At 62.9% G+C, this 20,712-nt stretch carries 23 protein-coding genes; 16 read left to right on the top strand and 7 right to left on the bottom strand.

Annotated features, from left to right (window positions below; genetic code table 11):
- Positions 1-10: 10 nt before the first annotated feature.
- Positions 11-466, bottom strand: a complete 456-nt coding sequence (locus LMH93_RS24135; RefSeq protein WP_019752601.1) for a MaoC family dehydratase — start codon at positions 464-466, stop codon at positions 11-13.
- A 143-nt stretch (positions 467-609) separates the two neighbouring features.
- Between LMH93_RS24135 and LMH93_RS24130 the strand changes: the two genes are divergently transcribed.
- The 3 genes from LMH93_RS24130 to LMH93_RS24120 are packed head-to-tail and all read left to right on the top strand — an operon-like array spanning position 610 to position 2,285.
- The gene (locus LMH93_RS24130; RefSeq protein ID WP_014861016.1) at positions 610-972 is read left to right on the top strand and encodes a CidA/LrgA family protein; all 363 of its coding nucleotides are present in this window, start codon (positions 610-612) and stop codon (positions 970-972) included.
- Complete coding sequence (locus tag LMH93_RS24125; protein ID WP_004576852.1) at positions 969-1,685, top strand: LrgB family protein; 717 nt, start codon at positions 969-971, stop codon at positions 1,683-1,685. Before LMH93_RS24130 ends, LMH93_RS24125 begins: the two co-directional genes overlap by 4 nt.
- Before the next feature lie 9 nt (positions 1,686-1,694).
- Complete coding sequence (locus LMH93_RS24120) at positions 1,695-2,285, top strand: LON peptidase substrate-binding domain-containing protein (protein WP_003249708.1); 591 nt, start codon at positions 1,695-1,697, stop codon at positions 2,283-2,285.
- A 111-nt stretch (positions 2,286-2,396) separates the two neighbouring features.
- Here the strand turns inward: LMH93_RS24120 and LMH93_RS24115 are convergent, their stop codons facing one another.
- Both LMH93_RS24115 and LMH93_RS24110 read right to left on the bottom strand, forming a co-directional pair.
- Entirely contained in the window at positions 2,397-3,713 is a 1,317-nt protein-coding gene (locus LMH93_RS24115) for a bifunctional DedA family/phosphatase PAP2 family protein (RefSeq protein WP_230064684.1), read from the bottom strand.
- Positions 3,714-3,715: 2 nt separating this feature from the next.
- Positions 3,716-4,384 (bottom strand): DNA-3-methyladenine glycosylase, encoded by a 669-nt coding sequence (locus LMH93_RS24110; RefSeq protein WP_012053813.1) that lies wholly within the window; start codon positions 4,382-4,384, stop codon positions 3,716-3,718.
- Between the two features lie 330 nt (positions 4,385-4,714).
- Here LMH93_RS24110 and LMH93_RS24105 point away from each other — a divergent pair, with 330 nt between their 5' ends.
- The 13 genes from LMH93_RS24105 to LMH93_RS24045 all read left to right on the top strand — a co-directional run bounded on the left by LMH93_RS24105 (position 4,715) and on the right by LMH93_RS24045 (position 17,098).
- Complete coding sequence (locus LMH93_RS24105; RefSeq protein ID WP_004576854.1) at positions 4,715-5,986, top strand: glutamate-5-semialdehyde dehydrogenase; 1,272 nt, start codon at positions 4,715-4,717, stop codon at positions 5,984-5,986.
- The gene (nadD, locus tag LMH93_RS24100) at positions 5,955-6,647 is read left to right on the top strand and encodes a nicotinate-nucleotide adenylyltransferase (protein WP_014592538.1); all 693 of its coding nucleotides are present in this window, start codon (positions 5,955-5,957) and stop codon (positions 6,645-6,647) included. The genes LMH93_RS24105 and nadD overlap by 32 nt, the downstream gene beginning before the upstream one ends.
- Positions 6,648-6,690: 43 nt before the next feature.
- On the top strand, positions 6,691-7,110 hold the full coding sequence (rsfS, locus tag LMH93_RS24095; protein ID WP_009685825.1) for a ribosome silencing factor: 420 nt from the start codon (positions 6,691-6,693) through the stop codon (positions 7,108-7,110).
- Between the two features lie 10 nt (positions 7,111-7,120).
- On the top strand, positions 7,121-7,588 hold the full coding sequence (rlmH, locus tag LMH93_RS24090; RefSeq protein WP_003249722.1) for a 23S rRNA (pseudouridine(1915)-N(3))-methyltransferase RlmH: 468 nt from the start codon (positions 7,121-7,123) through the stop codon (positions 7,586-7,588).
- 16 nt (positions 7,589-7,604) lie between these two features.
- Positions 7,605-9,494 carry a penicillin-binding protein 2 gene (gene mrdA, locus LMH93_RS24085; RefSeq protein ID WP_003249725.1) on the top strand — a complete coding sequence of 630 codons (1,890 nt, stop codon included), beginning with the start codon at positions 7,605-7,607 and terminating at the stop codon, positions 9,492-9,494.
- 38 nt (positions 9,495-9,532) lie between these two features.
- A complete protein-coding gene (gene rodA, locus LMH93_RS24080; protein ID WP_003249727.1) occupies positions 9,533-10,636 on the top strand; it encodes a rod shape-determining protein RodA in 1,104 nt (367 codons plus the stop codon).
- Between the two features lie 17 nt (positions 10,637-10,653).
- The gene (mltB, locus tag LMH93_RS24075; RefSeq protein ID WP_108191014.1) at positions 10,654-11,664 is read left to right on the top strand and encodes a lytic murein transglycosylase B; all 1,011 of its coding nucleotides are present in this window, start codon (positions 10,654-10,656) and stop codon (positions 11,662-11,664) included.
- Positions 11,664-12,665: a septal ring lytic transglycosylase RlpA family protein gene (locus tag LMH93_RS24070; protein ID WP_003249731.1), complete on the top strand. Its 1,002-nt coding sequence runs from the start codon at positions 11,664-11,666 to the stop codon at positions 12,663-12,665. The genes mltB and LMH93_RS24070 overlap by 1 nt, the downstream gene beginning before the upstream one ends.
- A 220-nt stretch (positions 12,666-12,885) precedes the next feature.
- Complete coding sequence (locus LMH93_RS24065) at positions 12,886-14,046, top strand: D-alanyl-D-alanine carboxypeptidase family protein (protein WP_003249733.1); 1,161 nt, start codon at positions 12,886-12,888, stop codon at positions 14,044-14,046.
- A gap of 73 nt (positions 14,047-14,119) precedes the next feature.
- Positions 14,120-14,395, top strand: a complete 276-nt coding sequence (locus LMH93_RS24060) for a DUF493 domain-containing protein (RefSeq protein ID WP_003249736.1) — start codon at positions 14,120-14,122, stop codon at positions 14,393-14,395.
- Complete coding sequence (gene lipB / locus LMH93_RS24055) at positions 14,395-15,042, top strand: lipoyl(octanoyl) transferase LipB (RefSeq protein WP_003249738.1); 648 nt, start codon at positions 14,395-14,397, stop codon at positions 15,040-15,042. The genes LMH93_RS24060 and lipB overlap by 1 nt, the downstream gene beginning before the upstream one ends.
- A 2-nt stretch (positions 15,043-15,044) precedes the next feature.
- Entirely contained in the window at positions 15,045-16,061 is a 1,017-nt protein-coding gene (gene lipA / locus LMH93_RS24050; RefSeq protein WP_003249742.1) for a lipoyl synthase, read from the top strand.
- 98 nt (positions 16,062-16,159) lie between these two features.
- Entirely contained in the window at positions 16,160-17,098 is a 939-nt protein-coding gene (locus tag LMH93_RS24045; protein ID WP_070096421.1) for a S66 peptidase family protein, read from the top strand.
- 33 nt (positions 17,099-17,131) lie between these two features.
- Here LMH93_RS24045 and LMH93_RS24040 read toward each other — a convergent pair whose 3' ends face one another.
- The 4 genes from LMH93_RS24040 to LMH93_RS24025 form a co-directional block, all read right to left on the bottom strand.
- Positions 17,132-18,448, bottom strand: a complete 1,317-nt coding sequence (locus tag LMH93_RS24040) for a lytic murein transglycosylase (protein ID WP_003249746.1) — start codon at positions 18,446-18,448, stop codon at positions 17,132-17,134.
- 60 nt (positions 18,449-18,508) lie between these two features.
- Positions 18,509-18,673 carry an alternative ribosome rescue factor ArfA gene (arfA, locus tag LMH93_RS24035; protein ID WP_003249747.1) on the bottom strand — a complete coding sequence of 55 codons (165 nt, stop codon included), beginning with the start codon at positions 18,671-18,673 and terminating at the stop codon, positions 18,509-18,511.
- A gap of 351 nt (positions 18,674-19,024) precedes the next feature.
- Positions 19,025-20,062: a DNA polymerase III subunit delta gene (holA, locus tag LMH93_RS24030; protein ID WP_230064683.1), complete on the bottom strand. Its 1,038-nt coding sequence runs from the start codon at positions 20,060-20,062 to the stop codon at positions 19,025-19,027.
- Positions 20,063-20,101: 39 nt separating this feature from the next.
- Positions 20,102-20,707, bottom strand: coding sequence for an LPS-assembly lipoprotein LptE (locus LMH93_RS24025; protein ID WP_230064682.1), 606 nt, complete (start codon positions 20,705-20,707; stop codon positions 20,102-20,104).
- Positions 20,708-20,712: the final 5 nt, after the last annotated feature.

Below are 20,712 nucleotides of genomic sequence, written 5' to 3'. Positions count from 1 at the left end.
CGGGCATGTATCAGACAAAACAGAGCGACAGCGACTCGGCTATATAAGCAGGCTTCTCTTCACCCTCGATCTCCAGCGTGGCAATCGCCTTGAGTAGCCACTGCCCTGGCTTTTTCTCCACCACCTCGCCCAGCTTTACCTTCAGCCGAACCCGGCTGTCGACCTTGACCGGCTGAATGAAGCGCACGCTGTCCAGCCCGTAGTTCACCACCATCTTCAGCCCTTGCGGCAGGACGAGGATGTCCTCGATCAGCTTGGGGATCAGCGACAAGGTCAGGAAACCATGGGCGATCGTGCCGCCAAACGGGGTTTTTGCTGCCTTCTCAGGGTCGACATGGATGAACTGGAAGTCGCCGGTCGCCTCGGCGAACAGGTTGATGCGCTGCTGGTCGATCTTCACCCACTCCGAGTGGCCCAGCTCCTTGCCAACGTACTGCGAAAGCTCTGTAACCGGTACATGGGGCATCGCGGACTCTCCGAGTTGTCAATTGGTACGAAAGTACAAGATCAGCACGGCGAACCGTTTCAGTCAAGTTGCCCGCTTTTCGGCGAATATCGGTCTATAGCTGAGCGTGCTTATAATGGCGGCCATGCCCGAGGGAGATGCTTATGCTGTTGCGTGGTTTGACCTGGCTGGTACTGTTCCAGCTGCTGGGGACGGCGATCAATCACCTGTTTGTGCCGTTTTTGCCCGGGCCGATCATCGGCCTGTTGTTGCTGCTGCTCTTTCTCATGGCTCGCGGTGAGGTCGGCAAGCCGCTGAACGAGGCCGCCAGCAGCTTGCTGCGCTATCTCCCGCTGCTGCTGGTACCGCCGGCAGTCGGGGTGATGGTATATGCCAAGGACATTGCCGCCGACTTCTGGGCGATTGTCGGGGCCTTGCTGATCTCCTGTCTGTTGACCCTTGTGTTCGTCGGTGTGCTGATGCAAAAGCTCATTCAGCGCCAGGGCAAGCGTGAGGAGCAGCCATGATGCTCGACTGGCAGGGCGCACTCGATGCGGTCATTCACCACCCATTGTTCGGTATTGGCATCACGCTGGGGGCCTATCAGGTCGTGCTGGCAGCCTACGAGAAAACCCGCTGGATCTTCCTGCAACCTGTACTGGTGTCGATGCTGCTGGTGATCGGTGTGTTGCTGCTGTGCGGTATCGATTACAGCGAATACCGCAAAAGCACCGAAATCATGAACATTCTGCTGGGGCCCGCTACGGTGGCCCTGGCTGTGCCGCTCTACCTCAACCTGCGGCGTATCCGCCAGCTGTTCTGGCCGACATTTACTACGCTGGTAGTCGGAGGCCTGTTTGCCACGCTCTGCTGCCTGGTGCTGGGTTGGTGGTTCGGTGCCGAGCACATGATCCTGATGACCATGGCGCCGAAGTCTGTCACCTCGCCGATCGCCATGCTGGTGGCTGAGCAGATTGGCGGCGTGGCGGCCCTGGCGGCAGTGTTCGTGTTGATTACCGGGGTGATCGGGGCGATCTTCGGCCCGGCGTTGCTGAGCCGCTTCGGCGTGCACAGCCCTGAGGCGCGCGGCATGTCGCTGGGCGTGACCGCACACGCAGTGGGCACTTCGGTGGCCCTGCAGGAAAGTGACGAATGCGGCGCCTTTGCCGCGCTGGCGATGAGCCTGATGGGGGTGGCTACAGCGGTGTTCCTGCCGCTGGCAGTCAGCCTGGTGGCTTGAGGAATTGTGATGACGCTACCGCTGTTTCCGCTCAATACCGTGCTGTTTCCTGGCTGCTTCCTCGATTTGCAGATTTTCGAGGCACGCTACCTGGACATGATCGGGCGCTGCATGAAGCAGGGCGAAGGGTTTGGTGTGGTGTGCATCCTTGAGGGCGAACAAGTTGGCAAGGCGCCACCGGTGGTCGCCTCGATCGGCTGTGAAGCGGTGATCCGCGACTTCGTGCAGCAGGATAATGGCTTGCTGGGTATTCGCGTCGAGGGCGTGCGGCGCTTCAATCTGGAAAGCTCCGAGGTGCAGAAGGACCAGTTGCTGGTGGGCCAGGTGCAATGGCTGCCGGAGCAGGCAGACAGCCCGTTGCTGGAGGCCGATGACGACCTGCTGGCGCTGTTGGTGGCCCTGGGTGAGCACCCCATGGTCGAAGCGCTGGGCATGCCGCGCCCGGTGGACGGGCGTCAGGCGCTGGCCAATCAGCTGGCGTACTTGTTGCCGTTCATGGAAGAAGACAAGCTGGACCTGCTGACCCTCGATTCGCCGCAGCAGCGGCTGGGGGAAATCCAGAAGCTGCTGGAGCGGATTCAGGGTGAGTTGTTCGCCTGATGGTTCTGTATTGCCTGTTCCGGCCCCTTCGCGGGTAAACCCGCTCCTACGACAAGCGCGATACCCAGTGTAGGAGCGGGTTTACCCGCGAATAGGCCGGCACAGGCAACATCAATATTGATACCTGACCAACGCCTGCGGCAGCGCATGCATGGCGAAGAACGTCAGCAGCGCCACACTTGCCGGCAACACCAGCCACCACACCCGCAGCGGCAGGGCTGGCAGGGTCTGCTGGCGTTGCACCAATGTCAGGCTGAGTGCGCATACGCAACAGGCCAGCAGGGCCCCAGCCAGGATATCGGTTGGCCAGTGCGCCCCCAGGTACACCCGCGACAGGGCAATCGCCAGCGCCGGAATGCACCCCAGCATCACCCAGGTCAGGCGCATGCGTGGTGGCTGCCCACGCCCCGCCAGTACGGCCATGACCAGGAAGAACGCGAACGATGCCGAGCTGTGCCCGCTGGGCATGCTGTAGCTGGTCAGTGGGTCGGTCAGTACTTCCGGCCTGGCCCGGGCAAATAGCCATTTCAGTGTGCCGTTGGCGATCGCCGTACCCATCAACGCGCCAGCGGCGAAAAATGCGTGTCGCCACTGACGGGCAAGCAGCAGCAGGCCGGTCAGCAGGCCGCCGAGGAACAACTGGGTGCGGAAATCGCCTAGCCGTGTCACCAGCACCACGGTGCTGTCGATGGCCTGGCTGCGATGCTCCTGGACCAGTGTCATCACGCCTTGGTCGAACTCATGGAGGTAGGGCCAGCCGAGGAATACACCGGCCAGGGTGATGAAGCTGAGCGCGGCAACCAGCCGGGTGCCGTGGCGTTGGTCTCGCAGGCTGGTATTCAGGCTCAGGCCGATCAGCACCGCGAGGGCGCCGGCGATGATCCCGGCGTCCAGCCAGAAGCCTTCCGGCAGGGGCAGGCGCATGGCGGCGCCGGTGGCCCAGCCGGGTAGCAGGTAGGCGATCGACCAGCCGGCACCGGCCAGCAGGCTGACGGCGATGAAGCGCGGCAGGGGCATGTCGAACATGCCGGCGACCATTGGCAGCATCGGCCGCAGCGGGCCGATGAAGCGGCCTACCAGCAGGCTGGCGATGCCATAACGCTGGAAGTAGCTTTCGGCGCTGCCGATCCATTCCGGATGGTGGCGTAGCAGCGGCAGCCGGCGAATGTTCTGGTGGAAGTACTTGCCCACTGTGTAAGACAAGGCGTCGCCCAGCAGGCCGCCGAGAAAGCCGAGGAGCAGCGTTTCGCCCAGGCTGAACGTGCCGCTGCCGGCCAGTACCGCCACGGCGAACAGCAGTACGGTGCCCGGCACGATAATGCCGGCGATGGCCAGGCATTCGATGCAGGCCACCAGGAAAATCGCCAGGCCAAGCCACTGTGGGTTGGCGCTGAGCCAGCCGGTCAGGCTGTCGAGCCATTGGCCCATGTTCAGCTTCCTTGTTCGAGAATGAAGAAATCACGGCCTTCGACTTGGCCGCGACGTAACGGGTTCCGCGTGCAGAAGCGGGCGTACCCGGCATCGACGAAGCGGTACGGCAGGTGCTCGTCGCGCCCGTGCGGGATGCCCAGGCGGGCGGCCTGGATCACCCGGGGCACGGCATTGCCGCAATCCTCGACGTACAGGCGTTCGGCGTCGAAACGCTGGGCGTCCCAATGCGGCACCTTCAGGCCCAGGGCCCGGCATAGCAGGGTCTGGCCGGCGCACAGACGCTCTTGCGGGCGGATATTGCCGCTTGCATCGGGGTTGTTCAGTTGCATCTGCGCCAGGCTGTCGGGCCCCGAGAGGGTGTCCTGCCAAGGATAGGCAGACTTGATCAGCACCGCGTTGCCCGGCCCGTGGGCGCTGAAGTTCAGCGAGTCGCCGCCGCGGGCGTAGTACATGTAGATATGCCCCCCATCCAGGAACAGCGCCTTGCGTTTTTCGGTATAGCCGAGCGAAGCGTGGCTACCTTTGTCGGAAAGGTAGTAGGCCTCGGTCTCGATGATCCGCGCGGCCAGCCACAGGTCGCCGTGGCGGTGACGGATGACCTTGCCCAGCAGGGCCTTGGCCAGGGTCTGGGCGTCGCGGTCGAAAAAGCTGTCGGGCAGGGCTGGCATGCGGAGCAGTTCGTGGCTGGAGAGGCGGGGATGATAGCAATGAATGGCTTAATCGAGGCTGAATCGGAGGGTGATGTTGGCAGTGCCGGTCCTTTCGCGGGCATGCCCGCTCCCATTGGTGGTGCATAGGTCCAGGCCTTGTGAAATCCCTGTGGGAACGGGCGCGCCCGCGAAAGGGCCGCAACAGGCGATGGAAATCTCGATAACCCCGGTTACATCTTTCCTACACATTGCCCCATCCATTTTCGACCATCCGCCACCCGCCGCTGGGCGTACACCTGCGCGGCAGTTATAATCAGCCGATTTCCCCTTCGCCAAGACACCGAACCCATGACTGAGTCCGTTCTTGACTATATGACCCGCTTGGGTCGCGCTGCCCGTGAGGCTTCCCGGGTGATTGGCCGTGCCAGCACCGCGCAGAAGAACCGCGCCCTGCAAGCCGCCGCCGACGCGCTGGACGCTGCCCGTGCCGAACTCACCGCTGCCAACGAGCTGGACCTGGCCGCCGGCCGCGCCAGTGGCCTGGAGCCCGCACTGCTCGACCGTCTGGCGCTGACCCCGGCGCGTATCGACGGCATGATCACCGGCTTGCGCCAGGTGGCCAGCCTGCCGGACCCGGTCGGTGCCATTCGCGACATGAGCTACCGCCCATCGGGCATTCAGGTAGGCAAGATGCGTACCCCGCTGGGGGTGATCGGGATCATCTATGAATCGCGCCCGAACGTGACCATTGATGCCGCCAGCCTGTGCCTCAAGTCGGGCAATGCAACCATCCTTCGGGGCGGTTCCGAAGCCATCCACTCCAACCGCGCCATTGCCACCTGCATTCAGCGTGGCCTGGCCGAAGCCGGCCTGCCGGCGGCGGTGGTGCAGGTGGTCGAAACCACCGACCGCGAAGCGGTGGGCGCGCTGATCAGCATGCCTGAATTCGTCGATGTCATCGTACCGCGCGGAGGCCGTGGCCTGATCGAGCGCATCAGTCGCGATGCCCGCGTGCCGGTGATCAAGCACCTGGACGGCATCTGCCACATCTATGTCAGCCAGCATGCCGACCTGGACAAGGCCTGGAATGTAGCTTTCAACGCCAAGACCTACCGCTACGGCATCTGCGGTGCCATGGAAACGCTGCTGGTCGACCAACAAGTGGCTGAGCGCTTCCTGCCAGAAATGGCCCGCCGCTTCGTGGAGAAGGGCGTGGAGCTGCGCGGTTGCGAGCGTACCCAGGCTATCATCAGCGCCAAACCGGCCACCGAAGCCGATTGGCACACGGAATACCTCGATGCGATCCTGTCGATTCGCGTGGTCGATGGCCTGAACCAGGCCATCGAGCACATCAACCACTATGGCTCGCACCACACCGACTCGATCATCAGCGAACACCAGGGTGAAGCCCGTCAGTTCATGGCTGAGGTCGATTCGGCGTCGGTCATGCTCAACACCCCGACCTGCTTTGCCGATGGCTTCGAGTACGGCCTGGGTGCGGAAATCGGTATTTCCACCGACAAGCTGCATGCCCGCGGCCCTGTCGGTCTGGAAGGCCTGACCTGCGAGAAGTACGTGGTGATCGGCGATGGCCAGTTGCGCGGCCAGGGGTCCTGCTGAGTTGAGCAAGGCCCAGGCAGTCCGGCGTATCGGCATTCTAGGTGGTACCTTCGACCCCGTGCATATCGGCCACTTGCGCAGTGCGCTGGAAGTGGCCGAGTTCATGGGGCTGGATGAGCTACGCCTGTTGCCCAATGCCCGGCCGCCGCACCGCGACACGCCACAGGTGGCCGCGCAGGATCGCCTGGCCATGGTCCGTGAAGCGGTGCAGGGCGTCGCTTGCCTGAGCGTCGATGCCCGCGAGCTGGAACGTGACAAGCCGTCGTACACCATCGATACGCTGGAATCGATCCGCGCCGAACTGTCCGGCAACGACCAGTTGTTCCTGGTGCTGGGTTGGGATGCCTTCTGTGGTCTGCCCGCCTGGCATCGCTGGGAAGAATTGCTGCAACACTGTCACATCCTGGTACTGCAACGTCCGGATGCCGACGTAGAACCCCCTGACGAGTTGCGCAACCTGTTGGCTGCGCGCTCGGAGAGCGATCCCACCGCCATGTCCGGCCCGGCGGGAAATATTTCGTTCGTCTGGCAGACGCCGCTTGCGGTGTCGGCTACACAGATCCGACAGCTGCTGGCCAGCGGCAAATCGGTGAGGTTCCTGGTGCCGGACGCCGTACTGGCCTATATCGAGGCGCACGAACTGTATCGTGCGCCCAACTGACGGTGCCTCTGGCGCCTCATCCAACGAGTTGAACGAGTTTTATATGACCAAGCAGAAAATTTACGGCGAAGAACTGGTCGCAGTGACCAAGGCAGCGCTGGAAGACGTCAAGGCCCAGGACATCCAGGTCATCGACGTGCGCGAGAAGCACAGCCTGACCGACTACATGATCATTGCCACCGGTACCTCCAACCGCCAGATCAACGCGATGGCCGAAAAGGTCCGTGAAGCCGTCAAGGCCAAGGGCGCCCAGCCACTGGGTGAAGAAGGCAAGGGCGACAGCGACTGGGTGCTGCTGGACCTGAACGACGTCATCGTGCACATGATGACCGCCGCTGCCCGCCAGTTCTACGACCTTGAGCGCCTGTGGCAGGGTGCCGAGCAAAGCCGTGCCGCCGATGGCAAGCACCACAGCCCGGACCATGCCCACGAGTACTCCGACAAGCTCAAAGACCGCGAATAAGGAAAGCGCTGTGCGTCTGCGCCTGATTGCGGTCGGCTCGCGCATGCCGAAGTGGGTCGAGGAAGGCTGGCATGAATATGCCAAGCGCCTGCCCGCCGAGCTGTCGCTGGAGCTGGTGGAAATCCCGCTGAATACCCGTGGCAAGAATGCCGACGTCGCCCGCCTGATCCGTCAGGAGGGCGAAGCCATGCTGAGCAAGGTGCAGCCTGGGGAACGCATTGTCACCCTCGAGGTCCATGGCAAGCCCTGGAGTACCGAACAGCTGGCCACCGAGCTGGACCGCTGGCGCCTGGATGCGCGCACGGTGAATTTGATGGTGGGTGGCCCGGAGGGCCTGGCGCCTGAGGTTTGCGCACGCGCCGAGCAACGTTGGTCGCTGTCGCCGCTGACGTTGCCGCACCCGTTGGTAAGGATACTCATCGGCGAGCAGATCTACCGCGCCTGGACCGTGTTGTCCGGGCACCCTTACCACAAATGAGCCTGTAAGCAGTCCGATGTCGCAGCCGATCCGTCTCAAGGACCACGAGAAAGACGCCCGCCTGGTGCGCAACCGCGTCGTGGTCGGCGCAGTCGCGATCATGCTGCTTGTGTGCGTGTTGATCGCACGGCTGTACTACCTGCAGATCATCCAGTACGACTACCACTCCACGCTGTCGGAGAACAACCGGGTGCATGTGCAGCCGATCCCGCCGACCCGCGGGTTGATCTTCGACCGCAACGGGGTGATCGTTGCCGATAACCGGCCCAGCTTCAGCCTGTCGATGACCCGCGAACGTGCGGGTAACTGGCAGGAAGTGCTGGATACCATCGTCGAAGTGCTTGAGCTCACCGCTGACGACCGTGCCCTGTTCGAGAAGCGCATGCGCCAAGGCCGCCGGCCATTCGAGCCGGTGCCGATTCTGTTCGAGCTCAACGAAGAGCAGATTGCCCGCGTGGCGGTAAACCAGTTCCGCCTGCCGGGTGTCGAGGTGGTGGCCCAGCTGGTGCGGCATTACCCGCAGGGTGCGCATTTTGCCCATTCGGTGGGTTATGTAGGGCGGATCAACGAGAAAGAGCTGAAAACGCTCGACCCGGTGAACTACAGCGGTACCCACCATATCGGCAAGACCGGCATCGAGCGCTTCTACGAGGCCGCCCTGCACGGTCAGGTGGGTTACGAGGAAGTCGAGACCAACGCCCGTGGCCGTGTGCTGCGGGTGCTCAAGCGCACCGACCCGAAGCCGGGCAAGGACATTGTGCTGAGCCTGGACATCAAGCTGCAGGAGGCCGCTGAAGCCGCCCTGGGAGGCCGGCGTGGTGCAGTGGTTGCGCTCGACCCGCGCACCGGCGAGGTACTGGCGATGGTGAGTCAGCCTAGCTTCGACCCCAACCTTTTCGTCACCGGCATCAGCTTCAAGGCCTATGCCGAATTGCGCGATTCGATCGATCGGCCGCTGTTCAACCGCGTGCTGCGTGGCCTGTACCCGCCGGGGTCGACCATCAAGCCGGCGGTGGCTATTGCCGGTCTGGACAGTGGCGTCGTGAATGCCAGCAGCAGGGTGTTCGACCCTGGCTACTACCAGTTGCCCAACTACGACCATAAATACCGTAACTGGAACCGCTCCGGTGATGGCTGGGTCGACCTGGACACCGCCATCATGCGCTCGAACGACACCTACTTCTATGACCTTGCGCACAAGATGGGCATCGATCGGTTGTCCAGCTACATGAACAAGTTCGGTATCGGCCAGCGGGTATCCCTCGATATGTTCGAGGAGTCTGCCGGGTTGATGCCGTCGCGCGAATGGAAGCGTGCCACCCGTCGCCAGGCCTGGTTCCCCGGCGAAACCCTGATTCTCGGCATCGGCCAGGGTTACATGCAGGCCACGCCGCTGCAGCTGGCCCAGGCCACTGCATTGATCGCCAACAAAGGTGTGTGGAACCGCCCGCATCTGGCCAAGACCATCGAAGGCCTGCCGCCGGTGGACGACAACCCCATGGAAGACATCGTGCTGCGTGACAAGTCCGACTGGGCCAAGGTCACCCATGGCATGGAACAGGTGATGCACAACGCCCGCGGTACCGCGCGCAAGGCAGCAGCCGGTGCCCAGTACCGCATTGCCGGCAAGAGCGGCACCGCCCAGGTGGTGGCGATCAAGCAGGGCGAGAAGTATGACCGCAACAAACTCCAGGAGCGCCACCGCGACCATGCCTTGTTCGTCGCGTTTGCCCCAGCCGAAGCCCCGAAAATCGTGGTTTCGGTGATGGTCGAGAACGGTGAGTCCGGCTCGGGTGTCGCCGCTCCGGTGGTTCGCCAGATCATGGACGCCTGGCTGCTCGACGAAAACGGCCGGCTCAAACCCGAGTTCGCGCCCGCCACCGTTACCCAGGAATCGGCCCTGTGATGAACAATTTCGATCGCATGCTCTCCAGCGAGGATGTGATGCGTCGGCGTGCGAGCTTTCTGCAACGCATTCATATCGACGGCCCCTTGCTGATCATTCTGCTGACCCTTGCGGCCGGCAGCCTGTTCGTACTGTATTCGGCCAGTGGCAAGAACTGGGACCTGCTGCTCAAGCAAGCCACCTCGTTTGGCATCGGTCTGGTGTCGATGTTCGTCATCGCCCAGCTGGAGCCGCGCTTCATGGCGCGTTGGGTGCCGCTGGCCTACCTGGCCGGGGTGCTGTTGCTGGTAGTGGTGGACGTGATGGGCCACAACGCCATGGGTGCCACGCGCTGGATCAACATTCCGGGGGTGATCCGCTTCCAGCCCTCGGAATTCATGAAGATCATCATGCCGGCGACCATCGCCTGGTACCTGTCCAAGCGCACCTTGCCGCCCCATTTGAAGCACGTGGCGATCAGCCTGGTGCTGATCGGCGTGCCGTTCATGCTGATCGTACGTCAGCCCGACCTGGGGACTGCGCTGCTGATCCTGGCCTCCGGTGCCTTCGTGCTGTTCATGGGCGGCTTGCGCTGGCGCTGGATCCTCAGCGTGCTGGCGGCAGCCGTGCCCGTCGCGGTGGCCATGTGGTTCTTCGTCATGCACGACTACCAGAAGCAGCGGGTATTGACCTTCCTCGACCCTGAAAGCGACCCGTTGGGCACCGGTTGGAACATCATCCAGTCCAAGGCGGCGATCGGCTCGGGCGGGGTGTTTGGCAAAGGCTGGCTGCTTGGCACGCAGTCGCACCTGGACTTTTTGCCGGAAAGCCACACCGACTTCATCATCGCCGTGCTCGGCGAGGAGTTCGGCCTGGTTGGCATCTGCCTGCTGCTGATTGTCTACCTGCTGCTGATCGGCCGTGGTCTGGTGATCACCGCCCAGGCGCAGACCCTGTTCGGCAAGCTGCTTGCGGGCAGCCTGACCATGACTTTTTTTGTATACGTGTTCGTCAATATCGGAATGGTAAGTGGCCTTCTGCCCGTGGTGGGCGTGCCGCTACCTTTCATCAGCTATGGCGGAACATCGTTGGTGACGCTGCTGTCAGCGTTTGGCGTTTTGATGTCGATCCATACGCACCGCAAATGGATCGCGCAGGTTTGAATAAGGTGAACAATTTCATGCAAGCAGTGCGTAACTGGGCTGCCCGTTGTGCGCCTTGGATCGGTGCGGTGGGCCTGTTCGGCGCTGTACAGCTGGCCCATGCCGGCGAATACGACGGCTCGCCCCAGGTAGCCGCGTTCGTTGGCGAAATGAGCCGCGACTATGGTTTTGCGCCTGAGCAACTGATGGGTGTGTTCCGTGAGGTACAGCGCAAGCAGTCGATCCTCGACGCCATATCGCGCCCGGCCGAGCGGGTCAAGCCGTGGAAGGACTATCGGCCGATGTTCATCACCGATGCACGTATCGCTCGCGGTGTGGATTTCTGGCGTCAGCACGAGGCTGTGTTGGCACGTGCCGAGCAGGAGTACGGCGTACCTGCGCAGTACATTGTCGCAATCATCGGCGTGGAAACCTTTTTTGGCCGCAATACCGGCAACTACCGGGTGATCGACGCCCTGTCGACGCTGGGCTTCGACTACCCGCCACGGGCCGAGTTCTTCCGCAAGGAGCTGCGTGAGTTCCTGCTGCTGGCCCGGGATGAGCAACTCGACCCCTTGACGCTCAAGGGCTCGTACGCTGGCGCCATGGGGCTGCCGCAGTTCATGCCAAGCAGCTTCCGCAACTACGCGGTGGACTTCGACGGGGACGGCCACATCAATATCTGGAACAACCCTGACGATGCCATCGGCAGTGTGGCCAGCTACTTCAAGCGCCACGGCTGGGTGGCCGGCGAGGGTGTGGTCAGCCGCGCCTGGGTGGAAGGCATACGCGCCGACGAAGGCCTGACCACCGGCATCGAGCCGGTGAAAACGGTAGGGGAGTTGCGTACGCTTGGCTGGTCGGTTCATGATTCGCTGCGCGATGATCTGCCGGTTACCGCCTTCCGTCTCGAGGGCGAGAGCGGCCCCGAGTACTGGATGGGCCTGAAGAACTTCTACGCGATCACTCGCTACAACCGCAGTGTGATGTATGCCATGGCGGTACATCAGCTTGCGGAACAGCTGGTTCAAGTACGGGGCGTCAAGTAATGCGCGCAATCATCTCTGGCAACGCTTTCAAGCTGCTCACCTGCCTCGCCGTCGGTGTGGCGCTGGCCAGCTGCTCTTCCAACCGCCCGGCCCCGAAAAGCAGTGGTAACGTCGTGCGCAGCCAGCCGGGCCTGGACATCAACCGGGCGCACAAAGACGGAGCACCGTGGTGGGACGTGGATGTTAACAAGATCCCCGATGCGACCCCGACCGTGCACACCGGTAACTACAAGGCCAACCCGTACACGGTGCTTGGCAAGACCTACTACCCGATGCAGGACTCGCGCAACTACCGCGCCGAGGGTACGGCGTCGTGGTACGGCACCAAGTTCCATGGGCAGAACACCGCCAATGGCGAACTGTACGACCTGTATGGCATGAGCGCGGCTCACAAGACCCTGCCTCTGCCGGCCTACGTCAAGGTGACCAACCTCGCCAATAACCGCAGCGTGATCCTGCGGGTCAACGACCGTGGCCCGTTCTATTCCGACCGCATCATCGATTTGTCCTATGCTGCGGCAAAAAAGCTCGGTTATGCCGAGATCGGTACCGCGCACGTGCGCGTCGAGGGCATCGACCCGCAGCAGTGGTGGGCCCAGCGTGGCCAGACCCCACCTATGGTGCTGAAAGAGCCGCAAGTGGCCCAGACCCAGGCAATACCGGCCAGTACCGGGCGTGTCGAGCAATGGACCCCGCCGCCACAGCAGCACGCCGCGCCCGTGGTACCGGTGCAGGTGGGTGGCAATAACGTGCCCGGCGGTAGCGGTGGCAGTTTCTTGCAGGTAGGCGCGTTCGCCAACCCGGACGCTGCCGAGTTGCTGCGCGCCAAGCTCAGCACCATGGTCAATGCACCCGTGTTCATCAGCTCGATCGTGCGTAACCAGCAGACCCTGCACCGCGTGCGCCTGGGGCCGATCGGCAGCCAGGGCGAGATCCAGCAAGCACAGGACAGCATTCGCCTGGCGAACTTGGGGCAGGCAAAGCTGGTCACAGCAGACTGACTGTGGGGGCGAGCGCGCCTGTGAAGACGGCAACACCAAACTGTCGGTTTTGTCATGAATTGCCGGTCGCGGCCATGTACAATGACCGCTTTTGCCCGCAGCGACATAAAGCCGCACGTTCGCGGGCCAGGCCAACGGCCATAAAACTAGACTGACTGGCGCTGGGCACATGATCTTGCCCAGGGAACATCTCAGACCATTAGCGATTTTCGAGAGACGGATGAACATCACCAACCTTGCCAAACGACTTTGCCTGCCTGTACTGCTGCTGATCACGCCTGCCGCCTTCGCGGCGGAGCAGATGACGCCTGCGCCACCCCAACTGGCAGCCAAGTCCTACGTACTCATGGACGCGTCCAGCGGCAACGTGCTGGTCGAGAACAACGGTGACGAGCGCCTGCCGCCAGCCAGCCTGACCAAGCTGATGACCGCCTACATCGCCACCCTGGACATCCGCCGCGGCCAGATCGGTGAAAGCGACCCGGTTACCGTCAGCGAAAACGCCTGGCGTACCGGCGGTTCGCGCATGTTCATCAAGGTTGGCAGCCAGGTCACGGTCAGCGACTTGCTGCACGGCATCATCATCCAGTCCGGTAACGACGCCTCGGTCGCGTTGGCCGAGCACATCGCCGGCAGCGAAGATGCCTTTGCCGACATGATGAACAAGACGGCTGCCGACCTGGGCATGACCAACAGCCACTTCATGAACCCGACCGGCCTGCCGAACCCCGAGCACTACTCGTCGGCGCACGACATGGCAACCCTGGCCCGTGCGATCATCAATGTCGACCCGGCCCACTACGCCATCTACTCGCAGAAAGAGTTTTTCTGGAACAACATCAAGCAGCCTAACCGCAACCTGCTGCTGTGGCGCGACAAGACCGTCGATGGCCTGAAAACCGGTCACACCGACGAAGCCGGCTACTGCATGGTGGCTTCGGCCGTTCGTGACGGCCAGCGCCTGATCGCCGTGGTGTTCGGTACCAACAGCGAACAATCGCGTGCTGCCGAAACCCAGAAGCTGCTGACCTACGGTTTCCGCTTCTTCGAAACCCAGACCTTCTACCAGAAGGGCACCGAGCTGACCCAGGCCCCGGTCTGGAAGGGCGCTACCAGCCAGATCAAGGCTGGCCTGGCTGACGACCTGACCATGACTATGCCTAAAGGCCAATTGAAGCGCCTGCAGGCTTCGATGACCATGAACCCGCAGCTCACCGCACCGATCGCCAAAGGTGACGTGATCGGCAAAGTGGAAGTCAAACTGGACGAGAAAGTGGTTCACAGCGCCGACCTGATTGCCCTTGATGGCGTCGAGGAAGGTGGTTTCTTCCGCCGTATGTGGGATAGCATCCGTCTATTCTTCTACGGGTTGTTCAACTGATACGTGACCTGCATGCCCCCGCGCCTACCGCGGGGGTGTTGTTGTTGCCACGGCTTACGAGGCCGTTTCCGCCATGAGCGAACCAGACGTCAAGTCGCACAAGATCGAATTCCCTTGCGACGATTACCCGATCAAGGTCATCGGTGACACCGTTGTCGGTTTCAAGGACACGGTCATCGAGATTCTCAGCAAGCACGCCAAAGTCGACCTTTCCACCCTGGCCGAACGCCAGAGCAAGGAAGGCAAGTACACCACCGTGCAATTGCACATCGTTGCCGAAAGCGAGAACCAGTTGCACGATATCAACAGCGCCCTGCGCGCTACCGGCATCGTGAAAATGGTGCTTTGATGTCCGCCTGCCTCGGTTTTCGCGAGCTTGGCCTGCAGCCCTATGAACCGGTGCTGGAGGCCATGCGTCGTTTTACCGAGCAGCGCAGCCCGGACAGCCAGGATGAAATCTGGCTGGTCGAGCACCCTGCGGTCTTCACCCAGGGGCAGGCCGGCAAGGCCGAGCACCTGCTGGTGCCGGGCGACATCCCGGTGGTGCAGACCGACCGCGGCGGCCAGGTCACCTACCATGGCCCCGGGCAGCTGGTGGCTTACCTGCTGCTGGATGTGCGCCGGCTGGGCTTTGGCGTGCGTGAGCTGGTCAGCCGTATCGAGCTGGCCCTCATCGACCTGCTCGCCAGCTATGCTGTTCAGGCGTCTGCTAAGCCCGATGCCCCGGGTGTCTATGTCGACGGAGCGAAAATCGCCTCCCTCGGCCTGCGAATTCGCAACGGCCGTTCGTTTCACGGCCTTGCCCTGAACGTGGACATGGACCTTGCGCCATTCCGCCGAATCAACCCCTGCGGCTATGCGGGGCTGGCGATGACCCAGCTGCGCGATCTGGCAGGTCCGATCGAACTCGACGAGGTCAGGACAAGGCTGCGCGGACAGCTGGTCAAGCACCTCGACTACGCTGAGCAGACGACCCTCACGGGCGGAATCGACTGAATATGACAACTGTGCAAGAAGCCGTGCCGAACCTGATACCTACCCAGGATGCCACCCCGCGCCCAGCGCCGAAGAAGGTGGAAGCTGGGGTCAAGCTGCGTGGTGCCGACAAAGTCGCGCGCATCCCGGTGAAGATCATCCCTACCGATGAGCTGCCAAAGAAGCCCGACTGGATTCGCGTGCGTATCCCGGTGTCGCCCGAGGTAGACCGCATCAAACAACTGCTGCGCAAGCACAAACTGCACAGCGTATGCGAAGAGGCCTCCTGCCCGAACCTGGGCGAGTGCTTCTCGGGTGGTACCGCCACCTTCATGATCATGGGTGACATCTGCACCCGTCGTTGCCCGTTCTGCGACGTTGGCCATGGCCGACCGAAGCCGCTGGATCTGGACGAGCCGAAAAACCTGGCGGTTGCCATTGCCGACCTGCGCCTGAAGTATGTGGTGATCACCTCGGTGGACCGCGACGACCTGCGTGACGGCGGTGCCCAGCACTTTGCTGACTGCATCCGGGAAATCCGTGCGCTGTCACCGGGGGTGCAGTTGGAGACCTTGGTGCCGGACTACCGTGGCCGTATGGACGTTGCTCTGGAAATCACCGCGCAAGAGCCACCAGATGTGTTCAACCACAACCTCGAGACCGTACCGCGCCTGTACAAGGCCGCGCGCCCGGGCTCGGACTATGACTGGTCGCTGGACTTGCTGCAGAAATTCAAGCAGCTGGTGCCACACGTACCGACCAAGTCCGGCCTGATGCTCGGCCTGGGCGAAACCGACGAGGAAGTGATCGAAGTGATGCATCGCATGCGCGAGCATGACATCGACATGCTCACCCTTGGCCAGTACCTGCAGCCGTCGCGTAGCCACTTGCCGGTGCAGCGTTTCGTTCACCCGGACACCTTTGCCTGGTTCGCCGAGGAAGGTTACAAGATGGGCTTCAAGAACGTTGCCTCTGGCCCGCTGGTGCGTTCTTCGTACCACGCCGACCAGCAGGCCCACGAAGCCAAGATCAAGCTCTGAGCTATGCGCTAGCCTAGAGCAGAGCCACAGATGCCGATGCGCGCCCAAGGGCGGCATCGGCATTTTTGTTTGTGTCCCATGCGCTGCAAGGAGTCGCGATGTATTGCGCCAAAACCTTTCAACCCACCCTGCCAGCCGCGCTGCCGGCCAACGCATGTTTTGCCATTGTCGCCCCGGCGGGCGCGGCGCGGCTTGATGCGCAGAAGGTTAGCCAGTGGTTCGTTGACCGCGGCTACCGGTGCCGTATCTACCCGGGTGCCCTGCAGGCGCAGGGCTACCTGGCGGGGCCGGACCAGCAGCGCCTGCAGGACTTGCATGCAGCGTTTGCCGATCCGGCCATGGACGCCATCCTGTGCATGCGTGGGGGCTACGGCAGCATGCGCCTGCTTGACCAGCTCGACTTTGAACTGATCCGGCGCAACCCCAAGCCGCTGATCGGCTACAGCGACATCACCGCGCTGCATACGGCGATCTACCGGCATGCCGGGCTGCTGACCTTCCATGGGGGGATGCTCAATGCCGACCTGTTGGGGGCCAAGTTGCCACCGACCGAGTCGTCGTTGCTGGCGCAACTGGGTGGGCATGTGAGGGCAGGCGAGCAGGTCGCGCACCCGGCGGGCTTCGCATTGGACTGCGTGCTGCCGGGGGTGGCCAGCGGACCGCTGCTGGGTGGCAACCTGTCGATGCTGGGGGCGACCATGGGGACCCTTGCCGAGCTGGATACCCAGGGCTGCATCCTGTTCATCGAGGACGTCAACGAGCCGTTGTACCGGGTGGATCGGCTGCTGACCCAGTTACGCCTGGCAGGCAAGCTGGAGGGGATCAAAGGCGTGTTGGTGGGCGACTTTGCCGGGATTACCACCGCGGCGCTGACGCCGTTGCTGGAGGATACGTTTGCACCGCTGGGTGTGCCGGTGCTGGCGGGTTGGCGCAGCGGGCACTGTGACCCGAATGTCTGCTTGCCCCTGGGGGCTCGGGTGAGGCTGGACAGTGTTCAGCAAACACTGGTGCTGGAGCAGGATCTGGTCAGGGCGTGAGATTACCGGGGCCGCGCAGCGGCCCCGGAATGCTTACTGCTGGCGCAGGCTCTCAAGCAGCTTATGGGTCGGGTAGCCATCCGCCGGCCATCCCAGCCCTTGCTGGGCATTGCGGATTGCCTTGCGGGTATTGGCCCCGATAATGCCATCGGCATTACCCGCATCATGCCCGCGGCTGTTCAGCAAGTTCTGCAACTCCATGCGCTCGCTGCGGCTGAGCGGCAGGTCCTCTTTCGGCCAGCTGCCGGCAATGAAGCCCCAGCCGCTGAAGCGATCCCCGAGCAGGCTCACCGCCAGGGCATAGGACGACGAGTTGTTGTACTTGAGGATGGCGCGGAAGTTGTCCAGCACCAGGAACGCCGGGCCGCGTGCACCGGCCGGCAGCAGCAGGGCGGCAGACAGCTGGTTGCTACCTGGCGGCAGCTGGGTACCCGCTGGCAGTTTCACGCCCATCGCCAGCCATTCACTCACCGGTTTGCGCAGTGCGCCATCGGCCTGCCAGAAGTCGAAGCCGGCCGGCACCTGTACCTCGAAGCCCCACGGTTGGCCGCGTTTCCAGCCCGAACTTTGCAGGTAGTGCGCTGTTGAGGCCAGGGCGTCTGGTGTGCTGTTCCAGATGTCGCGGCGGCCATCGCCGTCGAAGTCCACGGCATGGGTGTTGTAGGTGGTCGGAATGAACTGGGTCTGGCCCATGGCGCCGGCCCACGAGCCACGCATGGCTTCAGGCTGGATGTCTCCGTGCTGGATGATCTGCAGCGCGGCAATCAGCTGGTCCTGGGCGAACTGTGGGCGGCGGCCCTCATAGGCCAAAGTGGCCAGCGAGCGGATCACCGACTTGTTGCCCTGGAACTGGCCGAAGTTGCTTTCCATGCCCCACACCGCGACCAGCACCTGGCGGTCCACGCCATAGCGTTGCTCAAGGCGAGTCAGCAGCTCGGCGTTCTGCTCCAGCAGCTTCTTGCCGTTGCGCACACGCAGGGGCGACAGGGCGCCTTCGAGGTATTCCCACACCGGGCGGGTGAACTCCGGCTGGCTGCGGTCTGCCTTGATCACGTCCAGGTCGGGGGTGACACCGAGGAAGGCGCGGTCGAAGGTGCTCGGCGAAATGCCGGCTTGCAGTGCCTGCTCGCGGAAGCCTGCTTGCCATTGGGCGAAGGTTTGCAGGGGCTGGATGTCAGTGCTGACGTCGGGCGTTGCGCCGGGCACGGTCACCACGGGATTGGGTTGGGCAGGGGCCAGCGGCAGCGCGTCGGCGGCGGTGGGCTTTTCCGCACAGGCCACGAGCAGAATGAAGCTGGAGGCCGCGATCAGCTGGCGGGTTTCCCAGCGGGGGATAAGACGGAAGAGCATGCACAGATCCAGAGTTGCAGGTCAGGTGACGACCATATCATGCCTGCGCTTGCGATGCTTTCATGCAGCCAAAAAGTAGGAAGCCTCCCAATCTCTCGATTGGAAGGCTTCGCGGCGGTAGCTGCCTTTGCCCTTGTTCGGTTGTTCCTGGCGGCAGCGGAACAGTGGCTGGGCAACGATGGACTTGGCCTTGTTGGGGCCGTGCTTTTTCGGCTTTTTGCTCATGGTGGGCTTCCCGGGTTGGGTGAGTTTCGGGCGCACTGTAGGCTCCCCGAAGGGTGGGGGCCAATTGATTGTGTATATGGTCGAGGCGCTGGTGCCTATGTGTAGGAGCGGGTTTACCCGCGAATACGGTGGCGGCTGCAACGGTGAACGGCGGGTGGAGATTGGCCAGCAGGCCCGGCCCTTTCGCGGGTAAACCCGCTCCTACGACGGCCTGCGCCCAACCTTCGATGCGTGTGTAGGAGCGGGTTTACCCGCGAATACGGTGGCGGCGGCAACGGTGAACGGCGGGTGGAGATTGGTTAGCAGGTCCGGCCTCTTCGCGGGTAAACCCGCTCCTACCAGTGGCCGCAGTTACTCGGGAGGGAGGGCCAGGCGCTGGCCAGCCATCAACAGCGACAGCCGCGCCAGGCCAATCCACGGCGAACCTTCAGCCTGCCCTTTGATCTGCGCATCGATTCGCTGGGCATCCTGCAGCAGTTGCGCCCAACGCTGCGCCGAGAGGCGCTGCAGGGCCTTGCTGACCAGCGGTCGGCGTTTGTCCCAGATGGGCGGGCGGGCCTGGCTGAACGCTTTGTCCAATGGCACGCCTTGGCTGAACTGCTGGGCTAGCCCCGCCAGTTGGCGCAGCTCACGGGCCAAGGCCCAGAGGATGACTGGCGGCTCCACACCTTCACCGCGCAAGCCTTCGAGCATGCGCAGGGCATGCGCAGCCTCGCCGTTGAGAATGGCATCGACCAGGCCGAAGACATCGAAGCGAGCGCTGTCGGCGACGGCAGTCTGCACGGTTTCCACGGTGATCTGGCTGCCTTCGGCCAGTAGCTTGAGTTTTTCGATTTCCTGCGCGGCTGCCAGCAGGTTGCCTTCCACGCGCGCGGCAATCAGGTCGACGGCGTCACGCTGGGCTGACAGGCCGGCCTGTTGCAGGCGCTGGTTGATCCACTGCGGGAGCTGGTGCACATCCACCGGCCAGATCTGGATGAACTGGCAATGGGCGCCTTCTATCAATGCCTTGCCCCACTTGGTCTTCTGCGCACTGCTGTCGAGCTTGGGCAGGCTGATCAGCAGCAGCGTGTCTTCGGCGGGGTTGGCGCAGTATTCCATCAGGGCGGCGGCACCCTTGTCACCGGGCTTGCCCGAGGGCAGGCGCAGTTCCAGTAGGCGACGCTGGGCGAACAGTGACAGGCTTGCACCGGCCTGGAGCAGGGTGCCCCAGTCGAAGTTGGCGTCGGCACTGAATACCTGGCGTTCATCGAAACCTTGCTGACGCGCAGCATTGCGGATGGCGTCGGCGGCTTCCTGGCACAGCAGCGGGTCGTCGCCGCTGACCACGTAGACCGGTGCCAAGGCGCCTTGCAGGTGCTTGTTGAGTTGGGCGGGGGCAAGTTTCATGGGGAACAGGTGGGGCGCCCGAGGGCGCCCCTCGCGGGCTTAGTTGCCCGGTACTTCCAGTGGCGATTGCTGAGGCGTCTCGGCTTGCTGGCGGCGGGCAGCCTCCAGCGCGGCAGCTTCGGCTTTGGCGCGCTCGTCGGCTTTACGCTGCAGCTCATCCAGCTGGGATGGGGACAGCATTTGCAAACGTACGACCATGGCGTTGATCAGGTCGCGGCGCATTTCTTCGCGGGCGCGTTTGGCTTCCTGCTCGGAGCCGGTGATGTTCGAGCCGTCACGCACGTAGACCTTGCGCACCTCCAGCTTGTCGCTCATCAGCTCCAGGTTGTTCAGGCTCAGGATGCTGTAATCCAGCTTGGTGGTCAGCTCGTACTCGGCGGTACGGTTGCCGCTGTTGTAGGTAGCCGAGCGCTCGCGCTCCTGTTCGTTGGTCAGCACCAGGCGATACGGTGCGCCGGCGTGCACGTTGACGCCGCTACGTTCCAGCACTTCACGCAGCTGGACCACGGTCGGGCCATAGGCATTGCGCGCGCTGACGTCCATTTCCTTTACGCTCAGCTCGGTGGAGCCGGTGCCGCGCAGCTGGAAACCGCAGGCGCTGAGCATGACCGCCAGGCCGATTACCAGCAAATTGCGTTTGATCATGTTGT

The organism is Pseudomonas sp. CIP-10 (assembly GCF_020911845.1).
In the GTDB taxonomy this organism is placed as follows: domain Bacteria; phylum Pseudomonadota; class Gammaproteobacteria; order Pseudomonadales; family Pseudomonadaceae; genus Aquipseudomonas; species Aquipseudomonas alloputida.
The sequence above is the reverse complement of the archived record's forward strand: the minus strand, read 5'-3'. Positions and strand labels throughout refer to the sequence as shown.